Raw genomic sequence first — 25,486 nt, 5'->3', positions numbered from 1 at the left:
TTAGTGGGTGAAAAACCGTGGCGGCACTGATGCCTGCCTGATGCTGCACATTGTGGCGCTCCGGGACCAGGCTCTCAATGCACATTCCTGCCAATGTCTTGCCCATTTCTACAGAGCGCTGGAGAAACCTCGGGAAAGTGCGCAAACTGTGAAAGTCGGAAAACGTACCCGGAGTAACGAAAAATGAACCGTGAAGCGATCTGCCTTCAGCTTACCGCGCAGATTAAGAGACTGATAGATAATAAAAATAGTGTCAGCGATCCGTTGCCTGATATTCGTCTGCTCTATGGCACGCAGCCCGGGACGCGCACGCCAGTGATGTACCAGCCGGGCATCGTTTTTCTCTTTTCGGGCCATAAAATTGGTTATATCAATGACCGCGTGTTCCGCTACGACACCAATGAATATCTGCTTCTGACAGTACCTTTACCCTTTGAATGTGAAACTTTCGCGACAGAGGAGGTCCCGCTGGCGGGTATTCGCGTTAATGTCGATATCCTTCAGTTGCAGGAACTGCTGATGGAGATAGGCGAAGATGAACTCTTCCAGCCGTCGATGGCTTCAAGCGGGATTAACTCGGCCACGCTGTCTGAAGAGATCCTGTGCGCCATCGAGCGTCTGCTGGACGTCATGGAGCGGCCGCTGGACGCGCGTATCCTGGGCAAGCAGATCATTCGCGAAATTCTCTATCATGTACTGCTGGGCCCCGGCGGGGGAGCGCTGCTGGCGCTGGTGAGCCGACAGACCCACTTCAGTCTGATAAGCCGCGTGCTCAAGCGTATTGAGAGCCAGTACACGGAAAACCTCAGCGTCGATCAGCTCGCCGCGGAAGCGAACATGAGTGTCTCGGCGTTTCACCATAACTTTAAATCGGTGACCAGCACCTCGCCGCTGCAATACCTCAAGACCTACCGGCTGCATAAGGCGCGGATGCTGATGATCCACGACGGCATGAAGGCCAGCGCGGCGGCAATGCGGGTGGGCTATGAGAGTGCGTCGCAGTTTAGTCGGGAGTTTAAGCGCTATTTCGGCGTCACGCCGGGAGAAGATGCGTCGCGTATACGAACGATGCAGGGCGCCTGACGAGAAACGTAGGCCGGGTAAGGCGTAGCCGCCACCCGGCTTTTGTTTATGCGCTGCAGTACTTTTTCTTAATCACCACCGCAATGGTTCCCACCAGCCCGGCTACCAGCAGGAAAATCGGCAGCACCATCAGGAATGTCATCACCTGATCTTCATGGTGTTTCACAAAGGGGATCATATTCAGCGCGTAGCCTAACGTGGTCACGACCCCCACCCACAGCAGGCCGCTCAGCCAGTTGAAGAACTGAAAACGGCGGTTCGACAGGCCGGAAATACCCGCCATGGTGGGCAGCAGGGTGCGAATAAAAGCCAGAAAACGTCCGGCCAGCAGCGCCAGCAGGCCGTGTCGGTCAAACATACAGGTCGCCCGCTGATGATATTTATGCGGTAACTGCGCCAGCCAGCCTTTTACGACGCGCGTATTCCCCAGCCAGCGGCCCTGCAGATAGCTCAGCCAGCAGCCCAGGCTCGCGGCAGAGGTGAGGATAACCATCGTTGGCGTAAAGTCCATAACGCCTTTACCGATCAATGCCCCGGCAAGCAAAAGCAAACTGTCACCGGGTAAAAACGAGGCTGGCAGTAATCCATTTTCCAGAAACAGCGTTGCGAACATCACGAAATAGACGACGCCTATAACGTGCGGATCCGCCAGTGCGGCAAAATCATGTTGCCAGAGCGCCGCGATAATATCTTGAATAACAGCCATGGACTTTCCTGTGGAACAGCAGAGATAACGCTATTGTACTCCCAATTATACCTGCCGGGATTGATCGCAGGCGCAACTCATGCAGACTTTTCTGCTTGCAGTGTTAAGAAAAGCGTCCGGGGAGTACATTTTCAGCGAGCACTCTACACGATACGTTCAAACCCTGCTGATAAATCCGCAATTAAATCGTCCACATTTTCTAAACCGATGTGCAGGCGAATCAGGGTGCCGCTGAAGTCCACTTCGCCGCCAGGGCGCAGAGCCGCGATTTGCTCCGGCTGATTAGGCAGGATCAGGGACTCAAAACCGCCCCAGGAGTAGGCCATGCTGAAGAGGGTAAAGTGATCCAGATAGTTTGCCAGTTCGTCATTATCTAGCCGTTTTTTAAGCACAAACGAGAACAACCCGCTGCTGCCCGTAAAGTCACGTTGCCAGAATTCATGGCCTTTACTGCCCGCAAGCGCAGGATGATTAACGCGCTCAACCTGTGGATGCTGAGCCAGCCACTCTGCCACTTTCAGGCTGCTTTCATGGTGTTGACGCAGGCGAACCCCCAGCGTGCGGATACCGCGGCTGGTCATGTAGGCTGTATCTGCATCGACCATCTGGCCCATCAGGTAGGCATTTTCACGCAGCTGATCCCAGCAGCGCGCGTTAGATACTGCTGTGCCAATCATCCCGTCTGAATGGCCAATCAGGTATTTCGTCGCCGCCTGAATCGAGATATCAATGTCGAATTCCAGCGCTTTAAACAACACGCCCGCCGCCCAGGTGTTGTCGATCATGATGATCGCCTCCGGCGCTTTGCTGCGCACGGCCTTCACGATAGCCGGTACGTCGTGCACTTCCATGGTGATTGAACCGGGAGACTCCAGGAACACGATGCGCGTGTTTGGCTGAATAAGTTCGGCAATGCCTGCGCCAATCAGCGGATCGAACCACCCGGTAGTGACGCCGAGTTTACTGAGTATTTTGGTGCAGAAGTCCTGGCTGGGTTCATAGGCGGTGTTGGTCATCAGGATATGGTCGCCCTGTTCCACAAACGCCAGAATGGTATTGGCGACCGCAGCCGCACCGCACGGGAACAGCGCGCAGCCCGCACCGCCTTCCAGCTCGCACATCGCTTCCTGCAGAGAAAAATGGGTTAGCGTGCCGCGACGGCCATAAAACAGCCCGCCTTTTGCGCGGTTACGCGTGGCGATTTTTTTCTCCTCAACGGTGTCAAACACCAGGGAGGAGGCGCGTTGAATCACGCTGTTAACCGAACCCTGCGTATATTTTTTGCTGCGTCCGGCCTGTACCAGCGTGGTATCAAGATGCTTCTTAGTCATGTTCGCTAACCCTGTTTTTATACGTCTGGACGTCCAGACTACCACGATTGTGAAAAACTTCACCCGCATGCTTATCGAATAAGCAGAAAATATTAGCAAAAAACCGCATAAGAAATTTTTACTGCGTAAGCGCAAGGAAAGTGAGCGAAAATTACGGCACCATGCAAATACTAATGAGAACTACTATCAATTCGACGACGTTTTGATATTATTACGTTCAGATTTTGTGATTTGCGTCCTGGAGATACAGAGTGGGTAATAATTTGATGCAGACGGATCTCTCCGTTTGGGGCATGTATCAACATGCTGACATCGTGGTTAAGATTGTGATGATCGGCCTGATTCTGGCGTCCGTTGTCACCTGGGCTATCTTCTTCAGCAAAAGCGCCGAGCTGCTTTCGCAGAAGCGTCGCCTCAAGCGGGAACAGCAGCAGTTGGCAGAAGCCCGCTCTCTGGATCAGGCGTCTGATATAACCTCATCCTTCCACGCAAAAAGCCTGACCACCCTGTTAGTGAACGAAGCGCAGAACGAGCTGGAACTCTCCGCTGGCAGTGAAGATAACGAAGGCATTAAAGAGCGTACCGGTTTCCGTCTGGAGCGTCGCGTTGCGGCCGTTGGCCGACACATGGGACGTGGTAATGGTTATCTGGCTACCATTGGCGCAATTTCGCCGTTCGTCGGTCTTTTCGGTACGGTCTGGGGCATCATGAACAGCTTTATCGGTATCGCTCAGACTCAAACCACCAACCTGGCGGTTGTTGCGCCCGGTATCGCAGAAGCGCTGCTGGCGACGGCGATTGGTCTGGTCGCGGCGATTCCGGCAGTCGTTATCTATAACATTTTCGCGCGTATGATTGGCAGCTACAAAGCCACGCTCGGTGACGTTGCCGCTCAGGTTCTGCTGCTGCAAAGCCGCGATCTCGACCTGAATGCCAGCGCCGTGAAACCGGTGCATGCGGCGTCTAAACTGCGCGTAGGTTGATATTATGGCGATGCGTCTAAACGAAAATCTGGACGATAACGGTGAAATGCATGAGATCAACGTGACGCCGTTTATCGACGTCATGCTGGTTCTGCTGATTATCTTTATGGTCGCTGCGCCGCTGGCGACGGTGGACGTGAAGGTGAATCTGCCGGCCTCGTCCAGCCAGCCGCAGCCGCGTCCGGAAAAGCCCATCTATCTTTCGGTGAAAGCGGATAAATCGATGTTCCTGGGTAACGAACCGGTAACGGATGCTTCGGTTATTCCGGCGCTGGATCAGCTAACCGGCGGCAAGAAAGACACCACCGTCTTCTTCCGTGCGGACAAAACCGTCGACTACGAAACCATGATGAAGGTGATGGACACGCTGCATCAGGCGGGTTATCTGAAGATTGGACTGGTCGGCGAAGAGAAAGCGGCCAAAAAATAGTAAAGAAGCTGGCGAAAGCCGGCTTTTTTTATGTCTGTCGGTTTATGCGTTTTTATTATCCGTCTGCGCGGCAGAGGAGGTTGCCAGCGTGTCTTCGTCGAGCGCAACGCAGGTGACGTTTGAGGTACGGTACTCACCGGCTGACAGCTTGCGCGTCAGGCGCAGGGTGGCGACTTCTCTGGCAAGCAGATACTGATAGTTGGCCTCGAGCCGGCCCAGCAGCTTCTCTTTCAGCTCGGGTTGCTGCTCGATGAGGCTATTTATCACCGCACCGTAAATCTCTTCTTTGACCTGTAGCGGGTAAATCTCGCGGCGATTCTGCCATTTCAGCCGCACCAGCGTCGCCGGAATCGATACCAGGTCTTGCGTAATACGCGTCATCTCGATATTTTTTGTGTTTCTCAGGGCGTCGAGATTTTGCTTTAAGATAAATTCATCACTTTTTTTATCATCTAAAGTCAAATAAACGTCGTTGTCTTTAACTTCTTTCACGTTAATCTTCCCCAAGGGTATAAAAAATAGGGTTGTTTTTTTCACGCGTAATTAGATTAAGCCAAATTTCATTGCCCGCTTCATTTATTTCTTTTGTTTTTTCAGCCATTATTTGACTTAGTTTCTGGGCATCTATTTCGCCTTCAGCCTGGAGGTCATTCAGCAGGTGGACGAAGGCCTCAATTTTTATAGCGCGAAATAAGCGGTCTTTTATATGGCGATCGTGCTCCTCCAGCAACATATTACGGGATTTGCCAGTGCGGGAAACACCAATTAATATATCAGGCTCGAAATCGGAGAGCTTTCTTTTCCCCTGAGTGAAACTGGCCTTTTTTTCTTCTTCCGTCGGTTGCTGTTCCACAGGCGTAATGTGGTACTTAGCCGGGACGAGATAGTCGGGCAGCATTTTTTAATTTCCTTTATTTTCAACAGGGTGGGGTTGGTAAAGGCGTGAGATTCGTTGACAATATCATGAGGCAATTTTAAAATCAAAAAAAATGGAGCCAACCCATGAACAGCATCTTTTTTACGGTCATCACATTACTATTACTGACCGCTGGTGTGCTTTTATTGATGCAGGAGTTCAATAAAACGAAAGTGTCGAAAGACACCAGTGAACCTCCACAGCCTGAACTGATGACAAAAGAGGAAGGTGAAGACCATTTCTCTGTTTTGATGAACTCTGTTACGCCTGTCTGGTACTGGCGGGTAAATCACGAATATATCGACTTTTTACACGCGACAATTAAGCGTATGAAAATGTCCGAAATTAATGACACGCCCGGTCTGTTTGAGGCGCAGCGTCGTTGCAGCGACCTGAATTCAGCGGTTTATAAATATTACGACAATATCAAAAAGCGCTGTCTTAACGGAGAGAAGGTCTCGTATTCAGACCTGGACGTATTAAACCTTCGCCAGTGTTTTCGTGAGTTCAGTCTGGAAGCCTACCCCGAACTTGTGGTGCTGGTCTGGCCGGAGTATGCGCGTCCGGAGGTTAATCCGGACAACGTCTAAGTCATGAACAGTTGAGTTCTTGCAAATAGCCAGTGCCGTTGAGATATACTGGGCGCTGGTTTCTTTTGCAAACAGGACTTTATGGAACGCTTCTTTGAAAATGCCATGTACGCCTCCCGCTGGATACTGGCTCCCGTCTATTTTGGCCTTTCGCTGGCACTTATCGCGCTGACGATTAAGTTTTTTCAGGAAATCCTGCATGTTCTGCCGAACATTTTTTCCATTGCTGAAGCGGACCTGATTCTGGTTCTGCTGTCGCTGGTGGATATGACCCTGGTGGGGGGATTGCTGGTGATGGTGATGTTTTCCGGCTACGAGAATTTTGTCTCCCAGCTTGATATCGACGAGCGCAAGGAGAAGCTCAACTGGCTGGGCAAAATGGATGCCTCGTCGCTGAAGAATAAAGTGGCAGCGTCGATTGTGGCGATCTCCTCTATCCACCTGTTGCGCGTGTTTATGGACGCGAAGAATGTCCCGGATAATAAACTGATGTGGTACGTGATTATCCACCTGACGTTTGTGCTGTCGGCGTTTGTGATGGGGTATCTGGATAAGATCAGTAAGAAGTAAAGTGCATATCCCTCTCCCCAGAGGGGAGAGGGCATCAATCTGCACTATTTATCCGACGACGCCTGCCACAGATTCAACTCCCCATCCGCAACATGCTGGTCAATCCGCGTGAGTTCGTCCTCTGTAAAGCGCAGGTTATCCAGCGCCCGGACGTTCTCCTCAAGCTGTTCCGGACGGCTGGCACCAATCAGCACTGACGTTACGCGCGCATCTTTCAGTAACCAGCTCAACGCCATTTGCGCCATGGTCTGGCCACGCGCCTGTGCCATCTCATTGAGCAGACGAAGACTGCTCAGGTTGGCGTCGGTCAGCATCTTCTCTGTCAGCCCGCGCACCTTATGCCCTTCTCGCTGCATGCGAGAACCTTCCGGAATGCCGTTCAGGTATTTCCCGGTCAGCAGACCCTGCGCCAGCGGGGTAAAGGCGATGCACCCCGTACCGTTTGCTTCCAGCGCATCCAGCAATCCGGTCTTATCGACCCAGCGGTTAAGCAGGTTATAGGACGGCTGGTGGATGAGCAGCGGGATCTTCCACTCGCGCAGTAACCCGGCCATTTTTTGAGTGCGCTCCGTTGAGTAGGACGAGATCCCGACGTACAGCGCTTTGCCGCTCTGCACGGCGTGGGCTAGCGCTGAGGCCGTCTCTTCCATCGGCGTATTTTCATCCACGCGGTGGGAGTAGAAAATATCAACGTACTCGACCCCCATGCGTTTCAGGCTTTGATCGAGGCTGGCGAGCAGGTATTTGCGTGAACCGCCTGAACCGTACGGCCCCGGCCACATGTCGTAACCAGCTTTAGTGGAGATGATGAGCTCGTCGCGGTACGCGGCAAAGTCCTCTCGCAGCAGGCGGCCAAAGTTCTCCTCTGCGCTCCCTGCCGGTGGGCCGTAGTTGTTTGCAAGATCGAAATGGGTAATGCCGAGATCGAAGGCTTTACGTAGCAGTGCGCGCTGGGCATCGAGAGGCTGGACGTGGCCGAAGCTATGCCATAAACCCAGCGACAGCGCGGGCAGACGCAGGCCGCTCTTTCCACAATAGCGGTACTGCATGTTCTCGTAGCGGTCAGGGGAAGGGTGCCAGGACATGATGTCTCCTTTCTTATTTAATGAATTTTCGAAACAGCGTTTTTATTCTGCGTTTATCAAATCATAAATTGTTCACAGAAGCGATGACAGGGTTTAACCCCTTCATATTGAAAGGTAATAATTAACCATGGCTGTGCGACCTGTGAAGCCGCGCTAATTAAAAATAATCACAAAAGGTTATAATTTCCGCGCTGCCTGCCGATAAAGAGAGAAGTACTCGCCTCTGGGCGAATTCACCCTCACGGCAAGGAAATCTTATGAATATGCTACGTAATTTCACGATCCGCTTCGTCATGCTGACGATTCTCGGGATCTTTTGTTTAATGTGGGCGGGCGTTGGGCTGTACAGCACCTGGTCTTTGTCACGCGTTTCAGAGGGCAATGAAGTTGATCGCCATCTGGTGAAACAGATGACGGTACTGAGCCAGGGCAACGATCAGTATTTCCGCTTCGTGACCCGCCTGAGCCGCGCAATGGAAGTCAAAGCCGCTGGCGGCACGCCCGATTTGTCCTCCGCCCAACAGGCGCTGGATAACATGGGCAAGAAACTGGCCGAGATGAAAGCGATGTCACCCGGCCCGATGGATGAGGCGATCGCATCCCGGGTGATCGGCTCCTGGCAGGCGCTGCTCGACCAGGGCGTGACGCCGCAAATGGCGCAGGCGAAGCAGGGGGCTCTGGAAGGCTACCGCCAGCAGGCCAACAACGTCACGCCACCGTTGAGCCGTGCGTTCGGTGCGGCTGCCGAGGCGTTCAACACTGCCGCTGCGAACACGCTCGACAGTACCCGCGTGGTGGTGGACGGCCTGACCAGTATGACCCGCACGGTGATTATCGTCGCCACGATTATCGGTCTGCTGATTCTGCTTTTTACCGACCGTTACCTGGTGGCGATGCTGGTAAAACCGCTGGAGCGTATCCGCCAGCAGTTCCGCCAGATTGCCCAGGGCGATCTCAGCCAGCCCATTGCGCCGTTCGGCCGCAACTGTGTGGGACAACTGGTTCCCCTGCTGAGTGCCATGCAGGACAGCCTGCGTGAAGCCGTCAGTACGATTCGCTCGGGCAGTGAAAATATCTGGCGCGGGGCGACGGAAATCTCCAGCGGCAATAACGATCTCTCTTCGCGTACCGAAGAGCAGGCTGCCGCGCTGGAAGAGACGGCGGCCAGCATGGAACAGCTGACCGCCACCGTGAAACTGAACGCGGAAAGCGCGCGTCAGGCCAGCCAGCTTGCCGATGTGGCTTCAACCACTGCCAGCCGCGGCGGTTCGCTGGTGGAAGAGGTGGTTACCACCATGAGCGGTATTTCCGAAAGCTCGAAGAAAATTGCTGAAATCACCAACGTCATCAACAGTATTGCCTTCCAGACCAATATCCTGGCGCTCAACGCAGCCGTTGAAGCGGCACGCGCGGGCGAGCAGGGCCGCGGTTTCGCCGTCGTCGCGGGGGAAGTCCGTAATCTGGCAAGCCGCAGCGCCAACGCGGCCAAGGAAATTGAGGGGCTGATTGCTGATTCGGTTAATCGCGTAGAACAGGGGGCACAGCTGGTGGGCGACACGGGCACGACCATGGATGCCATCTTACGCGACGTGACGGAAGTGACGACCATTATGAAGCAAATCGCTTCCGCTTCTGAAGAGCAAAGCAAGGGCATTTCGCAGGTCGGGATTGCCATTACGCAGATGGACGGCGTCACCCAGCAAAACGCCTCGCTGGTGGAAGAGGTTTCCGCGGCAGCCGCCGCGCTGGAACGTCAGACCGAAGAGCTTCAGCGTTCGGTGCAGAAGTTCCGCCTGACGGCATAACACAACGTTACAAGGCCGCCTGATGCGGCCTTGTATTATCGTTTAACCCTGCTGTTGCAATTCGGGAAATCGGATATCCCGTTGCAGATGCCACTTCTGCGATACGCTTAAATGAGGGGTTACCGTTTGGTGAGAGTGATTTATAAAGTGATTCGCGAGAAATACCAGCACGTTTTGCAATAACAGTCATCCCGCCAGAGGCTTCGATCACATGCCGTAAGGCGAGCATGAACGCCTCATAGCCTCCTGGCTCGTCAATTTCAATGAAAGCCTGGTGAAGATAGACGGGCGCGAAATCCGGAGAATCTTTCAGGAGTTGTACCATTGCGTCATCATGAAGTACTGATTTAGCCATTGCGATTTCCTCTTATATTCTGCGCTTGTAGTCGTTGAGGTACTCAACGGCCCTTTCAATGTCTGCATTTTGCTTTTTTTTCGTTCCAGTCAATAGCACCAGACTTACTGCGCCATCTGCCGGATCGGAGACTTCACTAAAATAGACACGATAGCCGGGTCCCCGGTCAATTCTGAGCTCTGACACACTCTCTCTGCATGGTTTGCAATCGCCATAGTTACCCGTCGACATTCTGGCGACACGCGTGGCAATCATGGCTTTTGCTATGGGATCTTTCAAACTTCGCAGATATGCATCAAAAGGATCATATCCATCAGCTGTAATGTAGTGTTTAACGTTAGCCATTATTGTAGCCTGTAGTTTACGATAAGCAAAGCATTGTAATCTTCAGGCTATGACAGGCAATTGTTTGCATCGTAATAACTGAGTGGGAAGATAATTTTCAGAAAGCGGATCGCAAAAACGAGAGATTTGGCAGGGGGGGATTATTGAACAACGCTGTGGCCGGGCAAACGCAGCGCTGCCCGGCAATGCTTATCAGTGGGTCGCTTCGCCAATCAGTGCACCCGTGCCCGCACCCACGGCCGCTCCTTTCAGCACACTCTTGCCCGTCACGGCAGCCGCTCCTGCGCCAACGACGGCACCCACGGCACCCCCCTTACGTGCGTCTTTACCTTTTTCGCCGTTTTTGAACATGGCACCTGTACCTGCGCCAACAACGGCACCGCCGACGGTGGATTTCAGATCTTTGCCTGTGGCCGCGCCAATGGCAGCGCCCGCTACCGCGCCAGCGGCGGTTTTGTCGATGGCCATTCCCGAGGTGGAAAAAAGGAGAGCGCTGATGACCAGCGTTGTTTTAATAAGTTTCATAACAGATCCTTTGTGACTGCTGTCGGTTGATACGTCGTTTCTCACATCTGCGCGAGAAAAACGGCCAGATAGTGCCAGCAATTGCGGCTCAACCTTTAGGCTAATCATGCCCTGGCAAGGATCTCATCTGCCGGGCGGTGACCCGCCCGGCAAAGCATTACGCCTGACGCTTGTCTTCCGTGTTGGTATCGAAGTCGCTCGCCGCGTGGCGTTCGTGCAGTTGCTCGTTCAGCTCGCCGCTGGTGCGGTTAACGATGCGTCCACGCTTCACGGCATGGCGGTTCGCCACGTCTTTCGCCCAACGCTGGACGTTGGTGTACTTTTCGGCATCCAGGAACTCGGCGGCGTTATAGACGCTACCCAGGGCCACGCAGCCAAACCATGGCCAGATCGCCATATCCGCGATGGTGTACTCCTCGCCCGCCACGTAACGGCCGCGCGCCAGCTGTTTATCCAGCACGTCGAACAGGCGTTTGGCTTCCATGGTAAAGCGATCGATCGCGTACTCAATTTTCACTGGCGCGTAGTTGTAGAAGTGACCAAAACCGCCGCCCAGGAATGGCGCCGCGCCCTGCAGCCAGAACAGCCAGTTCAGCGTTTCGGTGCGTCCCGCCGGATCTTTCGGCAGGAAGTGACCAAATTTCTCTGCCAGATAGAGCAGGATATTGCCGGATTCAAAGACGCGCGTTGGTGGGGTCGTGGAGTGATCCCGCAGCGCCGGTATTTTCGAGTTCGGGTTCACTTCAACGAACCCGCTGGAGAACTGATCGCCCTCGCCGATGCGGATCAACCAGGCGTCATACTCCGCGCCCGTCACGCCCAGCGCCAGCAGCTCTTCAAGCATGATGGTCACTTTCTGGCCGTTAGGTGTTCCCAGCGAATAAAGTTGCAGCGGATGGGAGCCCACGGGGAGATCTTTCTCATGCGTCGCGCCCGAAATCGGGCGGTTAATATTGGCGAACGCGCCGCCGCCGTTCTTTTTCCATTCCCACACTTTCGGTGGCTGATAGGTGTTTTCGTCTGACATGTTGGCCTGCCTCTTTGGTGTTGTGTTGAGGCAGTTTAGCAGGTGGCAGGGGAACCGTTTAACGATGCGAGCGTAATGGACAGGGCAGGTGTATGATAATTCCACCTCTGTCAGGTTAATTACAACGTGCAGACGACGACAACCCTTCAAAAAATTGCCGCCTGCCTGTTTTAGGTTGGATACATGCGTAAAGGAAAGTTAAGCAGTGATGCGCCATTCGGGACGTTGTTAGGCTATGCGCCGGGTGGCGTGGCGATTTACTCTTCAAATTACAGCAGTCTGGACCCGCGAAAATACCCGGAAGATGCGGATTTTCGCAGTTATATCGGCAACGAATACATGGGCCACAAATGGCAGTGTGTTGAGTTTGCCCGCCGTTTCCTGTTCCTCAACTATGGTTTCGTGTTTACCGACGTCGGCATGGCGTGGGAGATCTTCTCCCTGCGCTTTTTGCGTCAGGTGGTGAACGATAACATTTTGCCCCTTCAGGCGTTTGCCAACGGCTCGAAGCGCGCGCCGCGCGCCGGGGCGCTGCTGATCTGGCAAAAGGGTGGAGAGTTTCATGAGACCGGCCACGTGGCGGTGATCACCCAGCTTCTGGACGACAAGGTGCGCATTGCAGAGCAGAACGTCCTGCACTCCCCGCTGCCGCTCGGGCAGCAGTGGACGCGCGAGCTGCGGCTGAGCGTGGAGAACGGATGTTACACAATCCATGACACCTTCAGCGACACGGAAATTCTCGGCTGGATGATCCAGACCGACGACACGGAACACAGCATTCCCCAGCCGGAAATCGACGGTGAACTGCTGAAAATCCGCGGTGCGCGGCTGAAAAACAAACGTCAGTTCGACGGAAAATGGCTCAACGAAAATGACGCGCTGCAGCAGGCGTATATCCGCGCGAACGGTCATGTGATCAATAAAGATCCCTGCCAGTACTTCACCATCACCGAAAGCGCCGAGCAGGAGCTGATCAAGGCCACCAACGAACTGCACCTGATGTACCTGCACGCGACGGACAAGGTGCTGAAAGACGACAATTTGCTGGCGCTTTTCGACATTCCAAAAATCCTCTGGCCGCGCCTGCGCCTCTCCTGGCAGTGGCGTCGTCACCATATGATCACCGGCCGTATGGATTTTTGCATGGATGAGCGCGGGATTAAGGTCTACGAGTACAATGCCGACTCCGCGTCCTGCCATACCGAGGGCGGGTTGATTCTCGAAGAGTGGGTGAAAAACGGTTATCGCGGCCACGGTCATAACCCGGCAGAAGGGTTGCTGGAAGAGCTGACCGGCGCGTGGAAACACAGCCACGCGCGTCCGTTCGTGCACATCATGCAGGACAACGATGTCGAAGAGGATTATCACGCGCTCTTTATTCAGCGTTCACTGCTGCAGGCCGGGTTTGAAACCAAAATTTTGCACGGGCTGGGGGCGCTAAGCTGGGATGCTGCCGGGCAGCTGATTGACGACGAAGGTCGCCACGTCAACTGCGTGTGGAAAACCTGGGCGTGGGAAACGGCGATAGAGCAAATCCGCGAGGTCAGCGAAACCGAATATGCCGCCGTGCCGATTCGGACCGGACATCCCGAGGGTGAAGTGCGCCTGATCGACGTCCTGCTGCGTCCGGAAGTGCTGGTCTTTGAGCCGCTGTGGACGGTGATACCGGGTAACAAAGCCATTCTGCCGGTACTGTGGCAGCTTTTCCCGAACCACCGTTACCTGCTCGACACCGATTTTGAGGTTAACGACCTGCTGAAACAGACCGGTTATGCCGTCAAGCCGATTGCCGGACGCTGCGGCAGCAATATCGATCTCATTAGCGCCCAGGACGAACTGCTGGATAAATCCAGCGGCAAGTTTATCGATCGCAAAAACATTTACCAGCAGCTGTGGTGCCTGCCAAACGTTGACGGCAAATACATTCAGGTCTGCACCTTTACCGTCGGCGGGAACTACGGCGGCACCTGTCTGCGCGGAGATGACTCGCTGGTGGTGAAGAAAGAGAGCGATATTGAACCGCTGATTGTGGTGAAGGATAAGTAACTCAGAACCGCTCGAAATAGCTCCCCGCAGACCATTCTGCGGGGACGTTTCTTCACTCTTCTTCCTCGTCCTGCTGACTGATCTTTAGATCAATAATACGGCCAATCCGATCGTGATAGACCGTCAGCAGGTTGTACTGGCTCATCTCGGAGATGATCTGTGGTGAGACATTAAAGCTGCGGGCCAGCTCCTCCTGGTGAAAATAGCCCGGCTGACGCCGTCTTACATGCGTGCGGCGGCGGTTGTACTGATACCACAAAATCAGCAGCCATCCGTTAAGCGCGGCGAACAGCAAATAGATCAACACCGTATTAAAGGAGGCAATAATGACGCTCCACCGGTGTTCACTCTCTTCGGTTAACTGCATCCACAGCCTGGCATACAGGAAAAACAGAAATCCTCCCCACGCCACCAGAGTTAACGCGGCATCGAAAAGACGTGGTAACAGCCGATGTTCAGTCAAAATTAAGGTATTTTCGTTCATTGAATGCTTCCTTTTCCCCGGTCCGGACTGATCCAGCGCGCGCGGGCACGCTGACGTTTAAGCATGACTTTCGGAAACGCGACGAGGGTAGTGAACAGGCCAATCATCCAGTACACCATCGGGAACCAAATCACCCAGAAAAGCGAGCTTGCCACCTTCCGCTCGTATCGCCGCTCGATGAACAAACTGACCAGGAACTGCAGCAGGCACATGACGCCCAACAGCAGACCGGTGAACGCGGTTGGGAACAGGGTCTCAACGGTCAGCCTGGCGGGAATCGGCGCGACCTGGCTGATAATGAACAGCAGTACCGTCATCGCGTAAGCGAACGCCCACAGCGTGGACAGCGCGTACTCCAGAAACAGGGGCCACATGCGATGATGCTCCCAGCGCACAACCTTGCGAAGGTTGACCAGAAACACCTCCGCGCCGCCCTGAGCCCAGCGCAGGCGCTGTTTCCACAGGCCTTTGAGCGTCTCCGGCATCAGGATCCAGCACAGCGCCCGCGGCTCGAAAAAGATATCCCAGTGGCGCAGCTGAAGCTTCCAGCTTATGTCGATGTCTTCCGTGATCATATCCGGGCTCCAGTACCCGACGTCCGCCAGCGCCTGGCGGCGAAAGGCGGCGATGACGCCGGACACGGTAAAGACCCGGCCATAGATCCGCTGCGTGCGTTTGATAAGGCCAATAATGGACGAGAACTCGCCCACCTGAATGCGCCCAATCAGCGAGGATCGCGTGCGAATGCGCGGATTGCCGGTGACCGCGCCGACGTGAGGATACTGAATCAGCGGGGCTACCAGATAAACCGCAGTGTCGCGGTCGAGCAGGGCGTCGCCATCAATGCAGACCAGCAGATCGCCCCGGGCTGCCGCGGCACCCGCTTTTAGCGCGACGGCTTTTCCCTGGTTCTCCGCGAGGTTAATTACCCGCAGGCGCGGCTGCTCCTGCGCCAGCTGCTGCAGCACGTCCGCCGTGTTATCAGAAGAGCCATCGTTAATGGCGATAACCTCTATATTCTTATACCGCTGATCCAGCGCGGCGCTGATGGTCTCTCTGGCGTTCCTTTCCTCATTGAAACAGGGGATCAGAATGGAAATAAGCGGCTCGCCAGCGAGCGAGGGTGGCGGGGTCTCTTTATCCCACGACCAGTGGCGTTCAAGCTGAAACCAGAAATAGAGTCCGCCGGTGACCCAGAGCACGGACATGAACAGCGGCCAGAAGAACACAAAATCCAGAATCAGTTCGCCGGTAAAGAGGGCGGCCACGCCTAAAGGCAACCCGAATACCAGACACAAAATAGAAAAAGCGATGATGCGATCAGTCATTGTCAGGGTACCAGTAGGAAGAAAATTCAGGCCTGATGCGGGAGATATCAGGCTGGTTGTTGATGAAATCGTCGGGGTAGTAGCCGTAGTTTTTGACGCCGTTCAGCTGGAGAACGCGCATCCACTGGACAAGCTGTTTATCGGAAACGGCACGCTGCGGTTTTTGCTCCCAGTCTCTGGCCTGCAGTTCGAAAATGGTTTTATCGAGCGCGCCGGGACGAGCGGCGACCACGTTAACCAGACGCGTCAGCCAGGCGTCGCTTTCGTTCGCCGGAACGGACTCCATCAGCGGCATGGCCATCGGCACCGTCCAGTCATAGGCCGCCAGAAAATCATCAAAATTCTGTGCAAACCAGGCTTCGCTTTCAGGCTCAAGGATGGGTAAGACGAACATATTGCGTGCGGTTTTGATCTGCGGTCCCCGGATGTGCTTCACCGCCTGGCCCAGCGCACGGGTAAAGCCCATCAGCAGACGGCTTTTCTGACGCGTTGTGTCCTGAGCGGCGTCTTGTCCGGCATCGTCAACGTCCGTCAGCACCGCATCGTCATGGAACAAAATCCCATTGAAGGTGCTATAGCGGGCCAGATCTTCATAGATGTCCGTCACCTGCTGGCGAACCTGCGGGTTCCACGGGGAGAGCCGGATATAAGGTTCAGTGGCCTCGTGCAGCTGGCCCGTTTGACGATCCCGACGCTGCACGCGCGGCAGGGAGGGATCGAGATCGAACGAGAGCACCGGCATCCACGCGAAGACTTTCACCCCCGCACGGGTCTGGAGCTGCCAGGAGACAAAATTGAACAGATCGGCGCGGACCGGAAGCCGACGGTTGGGAAAATAGAGCGCGTTGATCCGGCCATCGCCCTGCGGGTCGGCAAACGCCTGCAGGAAAACATGGCTGATTTTCATGTCGTAAACTCGCTGGATCAGCCTGTTGATATTTTGGGTTTGCTGGGCCGGATCGGGATCGTAAACGTAGTCGAGGTCGACGTGCATGACGCGAACGGGATCGTGTTCCTGGATCTGGCTGACCGAACTGGCAAAGGTTTTTAGCGAAGGATTACCGCCGATCAGCAGACGGGGAATGTTGCCAGGGTCATTTACGTCCCCCAGACCGTCTTCCAGCGTAAAGGCCAGCTGGTAACCCTGTTGTCTGGCGATGGCGAGCGACGTACCGTTGGCGGCACCGTAAGGCCAGACCCAGGCGCGCGGTGCTTTGCCCGTCACCTGCGTGATTTTCTCGGTCACTTTATGCACGTCGTCGCCGATCCGCTGGCTGAACTGCCGATCGGTTTCATAGCGGCCCGTCGCCTTATCGTAAAAGCGATTGGCGATGGCAGGCTCGCGGCTTCCCTGAGGGTTAGCCACGATACCGTAATGGGAGGCCCAGGTATGTGAGCCGATCTCAATCAGCGGAGACTGGCTGAGCTCGCGCACCATGTCCCACGTTGCGAAGCGATCGCGGGGCGTCATCAGACCACCAAAATTGACCTTTTGATTTGCTGGCGTGTCCACCCAACTGCCTACCGGTGCCCACAGGGCAGGGACGTTCCAGGCCTGAAGCAGTGGCCAGACGCGGGTATAAAAGCTGCTGTAGCCGTCGTCAAAACTGAGCAAAACGGCTTTCGGCGGCAGCGTTTTTTTTCCGTCATGGGCGTCCAGAATGTCCTGCACGCTGATGGCGTGATAGCCGTTATGCAAAAGCCAGCTTATTTGCTCGTTTAACGCGCTGGTGCGAACGGAGAGGTAGCGCTGATCGGCGGCATCATCTTCGACGTCGTGGTAGGCCAGTACCAGAAATCGATTCGTTGGCCAGGGCTTGCTCGCCTCCAGCTGGGGTCTCTCTTTGGGGGCAATAAACGGGAGTGCCTGGGCGCAAATGCTCGCGCTGAGGCAGAACCAGCCGATGAGTATCACACTCACGGAAAAACGTATGTTCAGCATATTCATCCTTAAAAGCGTAAAGTCGCATCAAACGTGACGGAGAGATTGCTCTCGCGCTTGCCGTCGTAAGGGCGTTTATCCCAGTTCAGCATCACGCCGGTATCGATGACGTTGTTCCACTGGATGCGTTGTCCGTAGCCCAGCAGGGTGATGGCCCCGGCGGACTGGTTTTTCTGCCAGTAGCTGCCGCCGCCTGCCACGAACTGCTGGCTCCAGAGGGTGTCGTAATGGCGATACATCTCATGATCGACGGACAGAGCGGCCGTTACGGACAGATCCCGCGCCGGGTTGTAATAGAGCGTGTCCCGCAGGCTGTTTTTACTGGCGGCGATCCCCGGTTCGAGATCCAGCGTCAGGGACGGGGTTTGCCAGAGACGCTCCTTACCCGTAAGGGTGTATTCCTGACGGTGGTTGTGGTCTGAGAAGCGGCTGACGGCGGCGCTAAACTGATACTCACGTCGCTCGTTTTGATACCAGCGCACGCCGCCTTCCCCCCGGTTGGCGCTAATCCCGTTGCGTAATGCCCGTAAGGGCGTGGTGCGAGATACGCGTTCAAGGCTGCCGCTGAGCTGCCAGTTATCGGTGAGAAAGTAAGTTGTGGAAAGGCGAGCCCCCGGCTTGTTCGCGCCGTGATAGCGGTTGCTGGAGAGCTCGGCTTCGAGCTGGAGGTCACGAGGCCGCCATTCCACGCCGCCCAGGAGGTGGCGGCTGGTGCCTTTGCCTTCATCGAAATTACCCTCTGCATAGCGGGTGCCGGCAAACAGCCGCCAGTTATCCGCAACTGGCGGGCCATAGAGCGTGGCGTCCCAGTTCAGGTCGTGCGTACCGCTGACGGGGTTATCGGAGTGCAAACCCTTGCTCGCATTGAGGCGCAGCTCGGACATATGATGAACCGTTCTGAGCCTGTCCAGACGACGGGCACTGCGATCGACCGGCGCGCGAGCAAGCACGTCGTCGACCAGTAAATCCATCTCTTGCCACTCCTGTAGATCCATGGCGACGTAAGCCTGCTGTTGCTCAAGCTCCAGATTTGATGGCTCCAGTGCCTCCGCCATTTTCAGCTTCTGCTCGGCCGCACGCGGCAGGCCCCGCGCCTGTAGCAAAGTGGCGTAGTCAATCTGCAATCCCTGGTTGCCCGGCGCCGTTGTCGCCAGACGCTGAGACAGCTTTTCGGCTTCAGGCAGGGCGTAGGTCGCCAGCAGATAGTTAAAACGGAGAGACTGCCCGGTGAGCCATCGATCGTTCGGCTGAGGGGTAGGGGAACCGAAATCGTAGCGGGTCCAGGGGACGTTACGGGTCTGGCGCTCTACATACTGGCGGGCGGCCCGATACTGCCCGGTATCCAGCCAGGCGTAGAAAAGTGCGTGCTCTTCGTCCTGCGGATCGGCGGCGTATTGCGGATAGCGTTGCAGAAGCGAGAAGGCGGCATCGGCGTTTTTCTCCTGCAGATACGCGGAGATAACCCAGCCGATTGCCCAGTCCGGCACCGGGTGCTGCGCTGCCGTAAGATCCTGATACTCGCTGATGACCTGCGGATAATCAGCATGGGCGTACAGCGCGCCGAGCCGGTCTATACGCGCAAGGATGACATCTTCCGCCGCCTGCGGCTCGCTTTTCCAGCGAGAAAGCAGAACGTCGTAACGATTCAGCGCAGATTGCGCAAGCTGCAGGCGCTCCTTTTCTGTTCTGCCTGGCACATCGGCAAGGCGAACCCTTTCGGCGGCGGCGTTACGCTCAAGACGGCGACGCTCCGCCGGGGACAGCGGCACCCGCTGTGAAAGTATGAGCGCGGGGGTATTCACGCGGTTATCCGTCAGGGCGTCGACAAGCTCGCTGAGCAGGACATTATTCTCTGGCGCGGTAGCCAGTGCGCGCGTGTCCGCCAGAAGCCGATCCCAGCTTTTTCCCTGGCGTAACCAGACATACGAGAGCGTCTGAAGATGCGCCTGAGTGGGGTTTTGGGTGACCAGCTGCCGGGCTTCCTGCAGCGCGAGTGCATCCATGCGGGCATCGGCCAGGGTTTTGATATAGCCGATACGATAATCATCGTTATTCGGCGCAAGGCTGCACGCCTCTTTCCAGAGCGATAAGGCTGGCTGCCACGCTTTTTGATTTCTCCTGGCCTGGGCAACGGCAGCAACGCCGCGAGCGGGCAGCGGCATATAAATGCCATAACGCTGCCAGACCTCAATCACCTCATCATCATGACCTGCCCAGGATGCCACCTGTAACCAGTCTGCGACCTGTTCAGGCGTCAGGGCGTGCTGTTGCTGATAATGCTGCAGATAATCAAGAAATGGCGTGTAATTACCGTTACGCGCCTGTTGAATCTGTTGTTCATAAACGGATTCCGTTGCCTGAACCAGAACAGGAAAGAGTAATAACAGTAACAATAATCCTGGGGTGCGATAAAAGAATAACGTATTGAAGCGAAGCGATCTTTCCATATCTATTTGCCATTTGTTTATCATGAATCCATTGCATAACACGGCTGCCTTTTAACTGTGCGTTAAAGGCGATAAATGAGAACATTAAATCTGAATGCAGTAACGTTATGGGGTACTTACTTAAAGGTAATTATGGATCCTTATCTCGGTGGATTGGGTAAACGGTAATGTACACCTGATATGTTGCCGGATAAATATGGTGAATAGAGGGTGGGTGGTTTTGAGATAATTCTGTAGTGAGCGGTTTTTTATGATTATATTGAAGGGGTTTTGTATTTATAACATTATGATATTTAAGTATTTTATTTTTATTGTGACAAATTTGTTTATATTTTTAATGAGGCCTGGAAGCATCAATTAAAGTACTTTCTTGTGCATGTTTGGGAAGTTTCATGACAAAAATTCTTAATGTTTAGCGAAGTGTCTTTTCTGAGATTGTTTTTTATTTATAATTAATGTCAGACATTGAATGATGGTCTACAGGAAGTCTTACTCATCAATGTGTGTATTGAGGGATGTTCAAAGCCAGAATACATTTGTCGTTAATATAACAGCGCTATAAAACGAAGGCGGCCTTCTCTCGGAAGGAGCGTTCTTGCTTTAATCTAAAAGGGATGGTTAGTGGCAACTTCAATAGTGTTAGTGACTCAGGATCGCTATCTTGTCAGGGGCATGAGGCTTTTTTTTCCAGATATTATCCTGCTCGACTCGATTGACAGAAACATATTTGATAATGGTGCCGACGAATACTCTGTATTGATTGATAGTCGTTCTCCGCTCCGTTTATATGATTACCTGATACGCCATCCGGCCAGAACAAGGAAAACGATCTGCTGCGTTATGATGGATATGCGACATCGCGAAGAGAATCTACTCAGTATGAAGTTGTTTATGAACACGTCGCTCACCGCGCCGGATATGGCGTCGCTGTTTAATCTGGTGCTCAATATGAAGGGCAGGCGTCTGACAACCAAATGGCTGCTTAACTTACGGCTTAGCACGCACGAGGCGATCATGCTGCGGTTGCTGAGGGCAGGGATGTCGATGGAAGCCGTTGCCGATGAGCTGAATACGTCGGTGAAAAGCCTCTACCGCAAACGAACGGCGCTTTCGGAACGGCTGGGGGCGGAGAACTTCAATGAGGCGTGTTTGTTTATCTTTAAAAATAAACTGCTGGATGTGATTGGGAACGATCCCTAGATTGAAAAGAGACCAAAAGCAAAAACCCGCCTTTTGGGCGGGTTCTTTAAACAGTGGTTCCCGAACTCAGAATCGAACCAAGGACACGGGGATTTTCAATCCCGCCCTGACTCTGCGCAGTTTTCAACGCCAGCCATGCCGCCAGTTCCGGGCAGTGGGTGACCAGACGGCCTTCTTCGCGCCAGTGTTGCAGCAGATCTGAGGAACAGGATTTATCGGTACCGTTGTAGCGGACAAGGTGCCCTGACAGGCAGGGGCTAAGCAGGATTATATCTTTGATGGGCATGGGAGATACCTTTGATAAGGTGCGTGGTAACGCGTTTATCTCGATACCGGCGGATATAAGGTGGCAGAAAATGAGCGGGTGGCGGTTGGATTTTGGGGGAGAGGAAACGCGTATTATAATGAAAAACGAACAGTATCTTCTGCTCTTTAACCCCGTTTATGAACTGCCAGAGGCTAAGCCATGTGTTTTATCCTCAGCGGGTGATACCAGAAGGAGACTCCTGGAAGTGATTGAAAAATTTAAAAGGACGTTAGAAATGAATAAATATCTGTCTGGTCTGTGTGTTGTTTCTTTTTTTTATTTTTCTTCAATAGGTTACGCGCACTCTGCGGGGCTAAATAAAGTTCAGGTTAGTATCAAACCCAGCAGCGCTAATGGAGGATATATCCCGGTAATTTCTGATGCAGATGAAATCGAGCCTTCTGATTTCAGGGAGTCGGACCTACGGGAGATGCAGGATAGCCTGAGGAAGATGAAGTCCGACAACCGCAAAGTCGATGAGCTAACTCAGAAGGTTTTACAGCTTGAGAGAAAGAATTCTGAGCAGGAGAGTAAGATCGAGCGTTTGCAAAGAAGCCTTGATGACATGAAGCGGAGCAACGACAACCTTTCAAATCAGGTCAGCAATTTATCCGGCAAAATTAAGTAATAAAAAAGAGCCACCGCCTGTATTAGCTTATCGGGCTATTAGCGTAAGCGTGCCTGCATTAAAGCCACGCTTATCAGCGCACAGAAATCGGCCGTAGCCATAAAGCAAAAACCCAGCCATAGGCTGGGTTTTCTAAATAGTGGTGCCCGGACTCGGAATCGAACCAAGGACACGGGGATTTTCAATCCCCTGCTCTACCGACTGAGCTATCCGGGCAACGGGGCGCATTAAACCTGATCTGCTTCCTGCCGTCAACGAAAAATGTTGTTTTCGTTACGGACTGCGCAATCTCTCGCCATTTCGCCGCACTCTTAAGCGAAAAAGCGCGTCCAGAGCGCTGAGAGCGGCATGGCGATCAGCAGCGCGGGCAGCATATTCACCACGGCAAACATCTTAATCCCGCAGATGCGTAACCCGGTCGCCAGCAACAGCAGGCCGCCGACGGCGGTAAAGTCTGCCATCATCGCCGGCGTGGTGAGCGGGAGTATCAGCGCGGCGCAGGTGGCGAGAGCCAGCTGAATCAGCAGCATCGGAACGCAAATTGCCGCGACGGCGATACCGAGCGTGGTGGCAAAAATGGTGGCGGTGAAGAAATCGAGAAACGCTTTCGCAATTAATATGCTCGGATCGCCCGTCATCCCTTCCTGCATCGAACCGAATATCCCGGTGCCGCTGGCACAAAACAGAATAATGATCGCAACGTAGTTCTGAATAAACGACTCGTGCGAACCGTTTTTCGCCTTACCGGGTCGGGCAATCAGGTTTTTGGCTTTGCCTACCGCGTTATTGATGCCTTTTTCCAGATAGCAAAATTCGCCAATCAGTGCGCCGAGCAGCGTTGCCAGCACCATGACGGGCAGGTTGGCGCATTTGATGACTAAAAGGATGCCGATGCCCAGCGAGGCCAGGCCAAAAATAGACGGCATGGAGGTACGAATACGCTCCGGTAGCCGCTGGCTTAACACGCCGCCAAGTATGCCGCCCAGCAGCACTGCGCCGGCGTTGATAAAGGGTCCAATTACCACCGCTAACTCCTGTTACTTAATCATTGGTATTGCATGATTATGACACGCAAAGCGGGCATTACGCTTAGCTTTGGAAGGTTTTGTGCATATTGATTCCTTCTTGCACCTCAAAATAAAAGGTGACATTATTGCGCGAATTTTCTCCTCCCTGTCTCACCGTTCGGTGAGGGTAACTAGCGCCTATGAAAACCATGAAAATTGCCGTCAGCCGCGAGCTGCTCTCCACTGTCTCAACCCACCGTGAAAAGGTGACGCTGGATAACACGGATTTTACCGATGTGGCGGCAGTCGTCATGACAACTGCTGAAAGTCGCAGCGGTATTCTCGCGTTGCTGAAACGCACGGGCTTTCAGCTACCGGTGTTTATTTTCTCGCAGGAGCAAACGGACGTGCCTGACGGTGCTACCGCGGTCATCTCGGGGAAAGCGCAGGAGTTTCTGGAACTGGAGACTGCTGCCAGCCGTTACGAAGAGAATCTGCTGCCGCCGTTTTTCGACACCCTGAGCCAGTACGTGGAGATGGGTAACAGCACCTTCGCCTGTCCTGGTCACCAGCACGGGGCGTTTTTCAAAAAGCATCCGGCGGGACGACAGTTTTTTGATTTCTTCGGTGAGAACGTGTTTCGTGCCGACATGTGCAATGCTGACGTAAAACTCGGGGATTTACTGATCCATGAAGGGTCCGCCAAGCATGCGCAAAAGTTCGCGGCGAAAGTGTTCAATGCGGATAAAACCTACTTTGTGCTGAACGGCACGTCGGCGGCCAACAAGGTGGTGACCAACGCGCTGCTGACGCGTGGCGATCTGGTGCTGTTCGACCGCAACAACCATAAATCCAACCACCACGGGGCGCTGATTCAGGCTGGGGCCACGCCGGTGTATCTTGAGGCTGCGCGTAATCCATTTGGCTTTATTGGCGGGATTGACGAGCACTGTTTTGATGACGCGTACCTGCGCGATCTTATCCGCGAGGCTGCGCCGGAGAAAGCCGACGAGGCGCGTCCGTTCCGCCTGGCGATCATCCAGCTTGGCACCTATGACGGCACGATCTACAACGCCCGTCAGGTGATCGACAAGATCGGCCATCTGTGTGATTACATCCTGTTTGACTCTGCCTGGGTGGGCTACGAGCAATTTATTCCGATGATGGCGGAAACGTCTCCGCTGTTGCTGGAGCTGAACGAGAACGATCCTGGCATTTTTGTGACCCAGTCGGTGCATAAGCAGCAGGCCGGGTTCTCGCAAACGTCGCAGATCCATAAAAAGGATAACCACATTCGTGGCCAGGCGCGGTTCTGCCCCCATAAGCGGCTGAACAATGCGTTTATGCTGCACGCCTCCACCAGTCCGTTTTATCCGCTGTTTGCAGCGCTGGATGTGAATGCCAAAATTCATGAAGGCGAGAGTGGGCGCAGGCTGTGGGCGGAGTGTGTTGAGCTGGGCATTGAGGCGCGCAAGGCGATCATTGCCAACTGCCATATGATTAAGCCGTTTATCCCGCCGGTGGTGGCGGGGCGGCCGTGGCAGGATCATCCGACGCACGCCATTGCCAGCGAGCGCCGCTTCTTCAGCTTCGAGCCGGGGGCGAAATGGCACGGGTTTGCGGGTTATGCCCGCGAGCAGTACTTTGTCGACCCGTGCAAGCTGCTGCTGACCACGCCGGGTATTGATGCCGAAACCGGGGAATATACCGGGTTCGGTATTCCGGCGACCATTCTTGCGCACTACCTGCGCGAAAACGGCATCGTGCCGGAGAAATGCGATCTCAACTCAATCCTGTTCCTGCTGACGCCAGCTGAAAGCAGCGAGAAGCTGGCGCAGCTGGTGGCAATGCTGGGACAGTTCGAGCAGCATATTGAAGACGATACGCCGCTGGCGGACGTACTGCCGACCATCTACCAGAAATACCCGGTGCGCTACCGGGATTACACCCTCCGCCAGTTGTGTCAGGAGATGCACGATCTTTATGTCAGCTTTGACGTAAAAGATCTGCAGAAGGCGATGTTCCGCAAGGAGAGCTTGCCTGAGGTGGTAATGAACCCGCAGGATGCAAACCGGGCCTATATTCGCGGAGAGGTGGAGCTGGTTCGCATACGGGATGCCGCAGGGCGCATTGCTGCCGAAGGGGCGCTGCCCTATCCGCCTGGCGTGCTGTGCGTGGTGCCGGGTGAGGTCTGGGGCGGGGCGGTACAGCGTTACTTCCTGGCGCTGGAAGAGGGCATCAACCTGCTGCCGGGCTTCTCGCCGGAGCTGCAGGGGGTATACAGCGAGAAGGATGCGGACGGGATTAAACGGCTGTATGGGTATGTGTTGAGGTAGTGCGGGCTGC

Annotated in this window: 25 protein-coding genes and 1 tRNA gene; 10 read left to right on the top strand and 16 right to left on the bottom strand. The window is 54.4% G+C overall.

The features are described from left to right. Positions 1 to 183: 183 nt before the first annotated feature. Positions 184 to 1,083 carry an AraC family transcriptional regulator gene (locus tag BFV64_RS19550; protein ID WP_069602363.1) on the top strand — a complete coding sequence of 300 codons (900 nt, stop codon included), beginning with the start codon at positions 184 to 186 and terminating at the stop codon, positions 1,081 to 1,083. Positions 1,084 to 1,129: 46 nt separating this feature from the next. Here the strand turns inward: BFV64_RS19550 and yghB are convergent, their stop codons facing one another. Beyond that, positions 1,130 to 1,789 (bottom strand): DedA family general envelope maintenance protein YghB, encoded by a 660-nt coding sequence (yghB, locus tag BFV64_RS19545; RefSeq protein ID WP_014885235.1) that lies wholly within the window; start codon positions 1,787 to 1,789, stop codon positions 1,130 to 1,132. Between the two features lie 143 nt (positions 1,790 to 1,932). After that, positions 1,933 to 3,120 carry a cystathionine beta-lyase gene (gene metC, locus BFV64_RS19540; protein WP_014885234.1) on the bottom strand — a complete coding sequence of 396 codons (1,188 nt, stop codon included), beginning with the start codon at positions 3,118 to 3,120 and terminating at the stop codon, positions 1,933 to 1,935. Positions 3,121 to 3,371: 251 nt separating this feature from the next. Here metC and exbB point away from each other — a divergent pair, with 251 nt between their 5' ends. Continuing rightward, positions 3,372 to 4,103, top strand: coding sequence for a tol-pal system-associated acyl-CoA thioesterase (gene exbB, locus BFV64_RS19535; RefSeq protein WP_069602362.1), 732 nt, complete (start codon positions 3,372 to 3,374; stop codon positions 4,101 to 4,103). Positions 4,104 to 4,107: 4 nt separating this feature from the next. Further along, positions 4,108 to 4,533 carry a TonB system transport protein ExbD gene (gene exbD, locus BFV64_RS19530; RefSeq protein WP_069602361.1) on the top strand — a complete coding sequence of 142 codons (426 nt, stop codon included), beginning with the start codon at positions 4,108 to 4,110 and terminating at the stop codon, positions 4,531 to 4,533. A 42-nt stretch (positions 4,534 to 4,575) separates the two neighbouring features. Here the strand turns inward: exbD and BFV64_RS19525 are convergent, their stop codons facing one another. After that, complete coding sequence (locus tag BFV64_RS19525; protein WP_014885231.1) at positions 4,576 to 5,025, bottom strand: hypothetical protein; 450 nt, start codon at positions 5,023 to 5,025, stop codon at positions 4,576 to 4,578. Between the two features lies 1 nt (position 5,026). Further along, complete coding sequence (locus BFV64_RS19520; RefSeq protein WP_014885230.1) at positions 5,027 to 5,431, bottom strand: hypothetical protein; 405 nt, start codon at positions 5,429 to 5,431, stop codon at positions 5,027 to 5,029. Between the two features lie 104 nt (positions 5,432 to 5,535). On the opposite strand from BFV64_RS19520, the gene BFV64_RS19515 reads away from it, so the two are divergent. After that, entirely contained in the window at positions 5,536 to 6,039 is a 504-nt protein-coding gene (locus BFV64_RS19515; protein WP_008499806.1) for an ESA_00282 family adhesion-associated protein, read from the top strand. 81 nt (positions 6,040 to 6,120) lie between these two features. Next, positions 6,121 to 6,609 (top strand): TIGR00645 family protein, encoded by a 489-nt coding sequence (locus BFV64_RS19510; RefSeq protein WP_014171606.1) that lies wholly within the window; start codon positions 6,121 to 6,123, stop codon positions 6,607 to 6,609. Positions 6,610 to 6,653: 44 nt separating this feature from the next. Here BFV64_RS19510 and BFV64_RS19505 read toward each other — a convergent pair whose 3' ends face one another. Beyond that, a complete protein-coding gene (locus tag BFV64_RS19505) occupies positions 6,654 to 7,694 on the bottom strand; it encodes an aldo/keto reductase (RefSeq protein WP_023331302.1) in 1,041 nt (346 codons plus the stop codon). Between the two features lie 257 nt (positions 7,695 to 7,951). Here BFV64_RS19505 and BFV64_RS19500 point away from each other — a divergent pair, with 257 nt between their 5' ends. Continuing rightward, complete coding sequence (locus BFV64_RS19500) at positions 7,952 to 9,499, top strand: methyl-accepting chemotaxis protein (RefSeq protein ID WP_014885228.1); 1,548 nt, start codon at positions 7,952 to 7,954, stop codon at positions 9,497 to 9,499. Positions 9,500 to 9,506: 7 nt separating this feature from the next. Here BFV64_RS19500 and BFV64_RS19495 read toward each other — a convergent pair whose 3' ends face one another. From BFV64_RS19495 to yghU, 4 genes are all read right to left on the bottom strand, one after another. After that, positions 9,507 to 9,854, bottom strand: coding sequence for a helix-turn-helix domain-containing transcriptional regulator (locus BFV64_RS19495; RefSeq protein ID WP_014885227.1), 348 nt, complete (start codon positions 9,852 to 9,854; stop codon positions 9,507 to 9,509). Between the two features lie 12 nt (positions 9,855 to 9,866). Continuing rightward, the gene (locus BFV64_RS19490; protein ID WP_014885226.1) at positions 9,867 to 10,199 is read right to left on the bottom strand and encodes a type II toxin-antitoxin system RelE/ParE family toxin; all 333 of its coding nucleotides are present in this window, start codon (positions 10,197 to 10,199) and stop codon (positions 9,867 to 9,869) included. A 192-nt stretch (positions 10,200 to 10,391) separates the two neighbouring features. Continuing rightward, the gene (locus tag BFV64_RS19485) at positions 10,392 to 10,724 is read right to left on the bottom strand and encodes a YMGG-like glycine zipper-containing protein (protein WP_014885225.1); all 333 of its coding nucleotides are present in this window, start codon (positions 10,722 to 10,724) and stop codon (positions 10,392 to 10,394) included. 157 nt (positions 10,725 to 10,881) lie between these two features. Beyond that, positions 10,882 to 11,751 carry a glutathione-dependent disulfide-bond oxidoreductase gene (gene yghU / locus BFV64_RS19480; protein ID WP_014885224.1) on the bottom strand — a complete coding sequence of 290 codons (870 nt, stop codon included), beginning with the start codon at positions 11,749 to 11,751 and terminating at the stop codon, positions 10,882 to 10,884. 183 nt (positions 11,752 to 11,934) lie between these two features. Here yghU and gss point away from each other — a divergent pair, with 183 nt between their 5' ends. Further along, positions 11,935 to 13,797, top strand: a complete 1,863-nt coding sequence (gene gss, locus BFV64_RS19475; protein ID WP_045134825.1) for a bifunctional glutathionylspermidine amidase/synthase — start codon at positions 11,935 to 11,937, stop codon at positions 13,795 to 13,797. 52 nt (positions 13,798 to 13,849) lie between these two features. On the opposite strand, the gene pgaD is transcribed toward gss, so the two are convergent. From pgaD to pgaA, 4 genes are read right to left on the bottom strand one after another with little or no spacing between them, the layout of a single operon-like run. Next, positions 13,850 to 14,281 carry a poly-beta-1,6-N-acetyl-D-glucosamine biosynthesis protein PgaD gene (gene pgaD / locus BFV64_RS19470; protein ID WP_014885222.1) on the bottom strand — a complete coding sequence of 144 codons (432 nt, stop codon included), beginning with the start codon at positions 14,279 to 14,281 and terminating at the stop codon, positions 13,850 to 13,852. After that, positions 14,278 to 15,609 carry a poly-beta-1,6-N-acetyl-D-glucosamine synthase gene (gene pgaC, locus BFV64_RS19465; protein ID WP_069602360.1) on the bottom strand — a complete coding sequence of 444 codons (1,332 nt, stop codon included), beginning with the start codon at positions 15,607 to 15,609 and terminating at the stop codon, positions 14,278 to 14,280. Before pgaC ends, pgaD begins: the two co-directional genes overlap by 4 nt. Beyond that, a complete protein-coding gene (gene pgaB / locus BFV64_RS19460) occupies positions 15,602 to 17,551 on the bottom strand; it encodes a poly-beta-1,6-N-acetyl-D-glucosamine N-deacetylase PgaB (RefSeq protein WP_069602359.1) in 1,950 nt (649 codons plus the stop codon). Before pgaB ends, pgaC begins: the two co-directional genes overlap by 8 nt. An 8-nt stretch (positions 17,552 to 17,559) precedes the next feature. Further along, the gene (gene pgaA / locus BFV64_RS19455; protein WP_063614124.1) at positions 17,560 to 19,998 is read right to left on the bottom strand and encodes a poly-beta-1,6 N-acetyl-D-glucosamine export porin PgaA; all 2,439 of its coding nucleotides are present in this window, start codon (positions 19,996 to 19,998) and stop codon (positions 17,560 to 17,562) included. A gap of 672 nt (positions 19,999 to 20,670) precedes the next feature. Here pgaA and BFV64_RS19450 point away from each other — a divergent pair. Further along, positions 20,671 to 21,198 (top strand): helix-turn-helix domain-containing protein, encoded by a 528-nt coding sequence (locus BFV64_RS19450; protein ID WP_069602358.1) that lies wholly within the window; start codon positions 20,671 to 20,673, stop codon positions 21,196 to 21,198. A gap of 46 nt (positions 21,199 to 21,244) precedes the next feature. Here the strand turns inward: BFV64_RS19450 and BFV64_RS19445 are convergent, their stop codons facing one another. Then, on the bottom strand, positions 21,245 to 21,484 hold the full coding sequence (locus tag BFV64_RS19445; protein ID WP_059373196.1) for a 2-thiouracil desulfurase family protein: 240 nt from the start codon (positions 21,482 to 21,484) through the stop codon (positions 21,245 to 21,247). On the opposite strand from BFV64_RS19445, the gene BFV64_RS25975 reads away from it, so the two are divergent. After that, positions 21,474 to 22,133 carry a hypothetical protein gene (locus tag BFV64_RS25975; protein WP_235611128.1) on the top strand — a complete coding sequence of 220 codons (660 nt, stop codon included), beginning with the start codon at positions 21,474 to 21,476 and terminating at the stop codon, positions 22,131 to 22,133. The genes BFV64_RS19445 and BFV64_RS25975 overlap by 11 nt on opposite strands. A 140-nt stretch (positions 22,134 to 22,273) precedes the next feature. Here the strand turns inward: BFV64_RS25975 and BFV64_RS19435 are convergent. Both BFV64_RS19435 and BFV64_RS19430 read right to left on the bottom strand, forming a co-directional pair. Further along, positions 22,274 to 22,349 (bottom strand) — tRNA-Phe (locus BFV64_RS19435). Positions 22,350 to 22,444: 95 nt separating this feature from the next. Beyond that, positions 22,445 to 23,158 (bottom strand): DUF554 domain-containing protein, encoded by a 714-nt coding sequence (locus BFV64_RS19430; protein WP_023331294.1) that lies wholly within the window; start codon positions 23,156 to 23,158, stop codon positions 22,445 to 22,447. Positions 23,159 to 23,340: 182 nt separating this feature from the next. Between BFV64_RS19430 and BFV64_RS19425 the strand changes: the two genes are divergently transcribed. Further along, positions 23,341 to 25,476, top strand: a complete 2,136-nt coding sequence (locus BFV64_RS19425; protein WP_045134820.1) for an ornithine decarboxylase — start codon at positions 23,341 to 23,343, stop codon at positions 25,474 to 25,476. The last annotated feature ends 10 nt before the right edge of the window (positions 25,477 to 25,486 follow it).

This window comes from Enterobacter kobei (genome assembly GCF_001729765.1).
Lineage (GTDB): Bacteria > Pseudomonadota > Gammaproteobacteria > Enterobacterales > Enterobacteriaceae > Enterobacter > Enterobacter kobei.
The sequence above is the reverse complement of the archived record's forward strand: the minus strand, read 5'-3'. Positions and strand labels throughout refer to the sequence as shown.